This window comes from Pseudonocardia sp. KRD291 (assembly GCF_019263595.1).
Classification (GTDB): domain Bacteria; phylum Actinomycetota; class Actinomycetes; order Mycobacteriales; family Pseudonocardiaceae; genus Pseudonocardia.
Genome location: NZ_JADQDD010000419.1, coordinates 1 through 3,817 on the forward strand (window position 1 = coordinate 1; position 3,817 = coordinate 3,817).

Genomic DNA, 3,817 nt, shown 5'->3' on the forward strand with positions numbered 1-3,817 from the left:
CTCGGAGATTGTATAAGAGACAGACTTCTCCGACCGCGGGTGCGACCGGTGACCGAGCTCGCTCCCGCCGTCCGCCGGGTCCTGGACTGGCCGGTCGACCACGTCGCCGCCGCCGTCGTCGGGAAGGACGGCACCGTCCTGGCCGAGGCCGGTGAACCGGACCGCGAGTTCGGGCTGGCCTCGGTGACCAAGCTGCTCTCCGCGTACGCGGTGCTGGTCGCCGTCGAGGAGGGCGCGCTCGAGTGGGACCAGCCGGCGGGCCCGCCCGGCTCGACCGTGCGCCATCTCGCCGCGCACGTGTCCGGGCTCGCGTTCGACTCGGACACGGTGCAGGCCGATCCGGGCACCCGGCGGATCTACTCCAACACCGGGTTCGCGGTGCTCGGGGAGACCGTCGCGCAGGCCACCGGCATCGCGTTCGCCGACTACCTGCACGAGGCCGTCTGCGGGCCGCTCGGGCTGGCGTCCACGCGGCTGGAAGGCTCCCCCGGCGCCGGCGCGGTGTCGACGGCCGCCGACCTCGCCCGATTCGCCGCCGAGCTGCAGGCCCCGACGCTGCTGGACCCGGGCACCGTCGCCGAGGCCACGTCGGTCGCGTTCCCCGGCCTGGCCGGCGTGCTTCCCGGCTACGGCCGGCAGAAGCCGAACGACTGGGGCCTGGGCTTCGAGATCCGCGACGGCAAGTCCCCGCACTGGACCGGGCAGCGGAGCTCGGGACGCACGTTCGGCCACTTCGGACAGTCCGGGACGTTCCTGTGGGTCGACCCGGACGCGGACGTGGCCGCGGTAGTCCTGACCGACCGCGCGTTCGGGCCGTGGGCGATCGAGGCCTGGTCCCCCTGGACGGACGGCGTGCTCGACGCCCTCTAGCGGGTTGCGCCCGTCACGTCCCGCCGGGGACGATCACTTCGACCGAGGACGAGGGTGTTGCCGGCGGAGGGCCCGAGGCGATGGGTGAGGCACGACGCGTGCTGGTCGTCGACGACGACGAGCGCGTCCGCACGCTGGTCAGCTGGCAGCTCGAGGCCGAGGGGTTCGCCGTCGTCGAGGCCCCGGACGGCGCGGGTGCCCTGGAGCGGATCGAGCGCGACCGCCCCGACCTGGTGGTGCTGGACCTGTCGCTGCCCGGCGTCGGCGGGCTCGACGTACTGCGCCGCGTACGCGGTGACGAGCGGGCCTCGGGCTCGCTGCGGTCGCTGCCGGTGATCGTCCTCTCCGGGCGCAGCGGCGAGACCGACCGGATCATCGGCCTCGACCTCGGCGCCGACGACTACCTGGTCAAACCATTCTCCCCCGGCGAGCTCGCCGCCCGCATCCGGTCGGTGCTGCGCCGCTCCGAGCCGGTCGTGGCGTCGGAGCCCGGCGGCCTGACGGTGGACGGGCCGGCCCGCGAGGTCGCCGTCGACGGGCGGTCGGTGGACCTGACCGCCCGCGAGTTCGACCTCCTCGCGTTCCTCGCCCGGCACCCCCGGCAGGTGTTCAGCCGGGCCCAGCTGTTGGACCAGGTGTGGGGTGCGGCCCCGGACTGGCGCAGCGAGGCCACCGTCACCGAACACGTGCACCGGCTGCGGCAGAAGCTCGACCCGTCCGCGGGGCGGTTCCTGCGCACGGTGCGCGGCGTCGGCTACCGGTTGGAGGCCTGAGTGCCCACCGGCGCGAAGCCGTTCGATCTGGAGCACGCCGACAGCGTCGCGCTGCTGGACCGCCAGACCGAGGTGCTGGAGCTGATCGCCGCAGGCACCGGGTTGCCCGACGTCCTGACCGGGATCACCCTGGCGCTCGAGGAGCTGGTGCCGGGCGGCCGGTGCTCGGTGCTGCTGCTCGACCCGGAGCGGTCGACGCTGCACCACGGCGCGGCACCGTCGCTGCCGGCCGCGTACTCGGCCGAGATCGACGGCATGCGGATCGGCGAGTTCGCCGGGTCCTGCGGGTCGGCCGCGTTCCTGGGACGACCGATCGTCGTCGAGGACATCGCCGCGGACCGGCGCTGGGACGGGTACCGCGGCTTTGCCGTCCCGCACGGGTTGCGGTCGTGCTGGTCGAGCCCGATCCGCGGCCGGGGCGGGGTGCTCGGCACGTTCGCCGTCTACCACTGCGCCCCGCACCGGCCGACGCCCCGCGAGGAGCGGCTGGTGGAGCGGCTCACTCACCTGGCCTCGGTGGCGATCGACCACGCCGGGCTCTTCGGCGCGCTGGCCGAGTCCGAGGAGCGGTTCCGCCGCGCGTTCGAGGACAACGCGACCGGGATGGCCCTGACATTGCCCGACGGCACCGCCCGCAAGGTCAACCGGGCCCTGCGCGAGCTGCTCGACCGCGACGAGGACGACCTGCTCGGCGTCGCCCTGGACGGGTTCCTGGTGCCGGTGGGGACCTGCGCCGACCGCAGCCAGTACGAGGCCCGCGCCCGGCGTCCGGACGGCACCGAGCTGGAGCTGGCGGTCGCCGTCTCCACCGTCCGCGGCGCCGACGGCGAGCCCGTGCAGCTCTCGGTCAACGTCCTCGACGTCACCCAGCGCCGGGCCGCGCAACGCGAACGTCTGGCGCGGCACGAGGCCGAGGTCGCCCGGTCCGCGGCGGAGGCGGCGAGCCGGGCGAAGTCCGAGTTCGTCTCCGCGCTCGGACACGAGCTGCGCACCCCGCTGCAGGCGATCACCGGCTTCACCGAGCTCCTCGGCACCCTCGACCTGCCCGCCGCGCGCCGGGTCGCCGCGCTGGAGCACATCACCGGCGCCACCAGCCACATCCTCGCGCTGGTCGACGACGTGCTGGACGTGGCGCGGATCGAGGCCGGCGCGCTCCCGGTGCAGGCCTGCGACCTGGCGTTGGACGACGTCGTCGGCGACGTGCTGGACCTGCTCGGCCCGCTCGCCGCCTCGCGCGAGGTCACGCTGCTCCGCGACGGCCCGCCGGTGCGGGTGCGCGCCGACGGGCGCCGGCTGCGGCAGGTGCTGATCAACCTGGTCGGCAACGGCGTCCGGTACAACCACGCGGGCGGCCGGGTGCAGGTCCGCTGCGGTCCGGGCACGGGTGCGGCGGAGACGGCGGAGATCGCCGTCCACGACTCCGGGCGCGGCATCCCCGAGGAGCTGATGGAACGGATCTTCACGCCGTTCGACCGCCTCGACGTCACCGACGAGGCGGATCCGGGGGTCGGCCTCGGCCTGCCGCTGGCCCGCGGGCTGGTCGAGACGATGGGCGGCACGCTGCGGCTCTGCAGCGTGGTCGGTGCCGGGACCACCGTCGTCGTCACCCTGCCCCGCGCGGCACCCGCCGGCCCGGGACCGGCCCGTCCGCCAGGACACGACACGCGCCGGGACCACGCCTCCTCGCAGTACTGACCCGGGCCGCAGATCGATATCCGTACGGCGGGAATGATCCGGCGGGGTGGCCCGTTGAGCAGAGAGTCCGAACCGGGCGATGCCGTGTCCCCGGGCCGCAATAATAATAGCCGCCGCGGAATACCGTTCGGCTGGAACCGCGGTGTGCCACTCGCCGCGAGGCGACCGGCGCCCGGTTCGGACACCCCACCCCGTCACGTCACCGGCAAATCCGTTGCACCGCGGGTGCGAGCCCGATCACCATGGTCGTGGTCCGTTCCTGTGCAGGTGCGGCCCACCAGGCAGACTGAACCCACGATGTCACCCACTTCGGCCTCGACCGGCGACCGCAGCGACCACGGCGGCCGTGCCGGATCCTCCGGCTCCCACCCGTCCGAGCAGCAGTCCCCGCGTGCCGGCACGCAGGGGATCTCCGACCCTCACGCCGCCACGCAGGCCGCCCCCGAGACGGGAGGCGCCGCGGGCGGCCGCCCGGCCCG

Annotated in this window: 4 protein-coding genes; all 4 read left to right on the forward strand. The window is 74.7% G+C overall.

All coding sequences use genetic code 11. From position 1 onward, the window contains the following. Nucleotides 1-48 precede the first annotated feature (48 nt). The gene (locus I4I78_RS31020) at nt 49-870 is read left to right on the forward strand and encodes a serine hydrolase (RefSeq protein WP_218615069.1); all 822 of its coding nucleotides are present in this window, start codon (nt 49-51) and stop codon (nt 868-870) included. A gap of 80 nt (nt 871-950) precedes the next feature. Beyond that, complete coding sequence (locus I4I78_RS31025) at nt 951-1,643, forward strand: response regulator transcription factor (protein ID WP_218615070.1); 693 nt, start codon at nt 951-953, stop codon at nt 1,641-1,643. Then, nucleotides 1,644-3,338 (forward strand): GAF domain-containing sensor histidine kinase, encoded by a 1,695-nt coding sequence (locus tag I4I78_RS31030; RefSeq protein WP_218615071.1) that lies wholly within the window; start codon nt 1,644-1,646, stop codon nt 3,336-3,338. A gap of 297 nt (nt 3,339-3,635) precedes the next feature. Further along, on the forward strand, nt 3,636-3,817 hold a 182-nt coding region (locus I4I78_RS31035; RefSeq protein ID WP_374225954.1), incomplete at its 3' end, for a hypothetical protein.